General features: G+C 41.0%; 1 protein-coding gene. It reads left to right on the top strand.

Annotated elements, in window-relative coordinates; all coding sequences use genetic code 11:
* Positions 1–373 (top strand): aminopeptidase P N-terminal domain-containing protein (locus AAEY62_RS20775; RefSeq protein ID WP_350636177.1); only part of this gene is annotated, 373 nt, incomplete at both ends.

The following is a 373-nucleotide window of genomic DNA, read 5'->3' as shown; positions in this document are numbered from 1 at the left end:
GTAACAGTGTGGCAATTATACCTGCGGCGAGCGAAGTTACGCGCAGCCGCGACACTCACTATGCATTTAGGCAAGACAGTGACTTTTTTTACTTAACTGGTTTTAATGAGCCCGATGCCGTACTTGTACTTGCTCCAAATAGCGATACCCCCAGTACATTATTTTGCCTTAATAAAGATAAACTAGCCGAAGTATGGCATGGCCGTAGAATAGGCTTTGAAAAAGCAAAAAACGAATATTTGTTTGATGCAACCCATGGATTAAGTGAGTTGAGTGAACAGTTATTTAATTTGCTCAATGGCAAAGCGGTTTTATATTATGCGCAAGGTGCATATTCGGCTTTTGATGGGCGTGTTTTCTCTTTGCTTAATAC

It is taken from the genome of Pseudoalteromonas sp. GW168-MNA-CIBAN-0100 (assembly GCF_040309225.1).
Lineage (GTDB): Bacteria > Pseudomonadota > Gammaproteobacteria > Enterobacterales > Alteromonadaceae > Pseudoalteromonas > Pseudoalteromonas arctica.
This window is presented reverse-complemented; position numbering and strand designations above follow the sequence as displayed.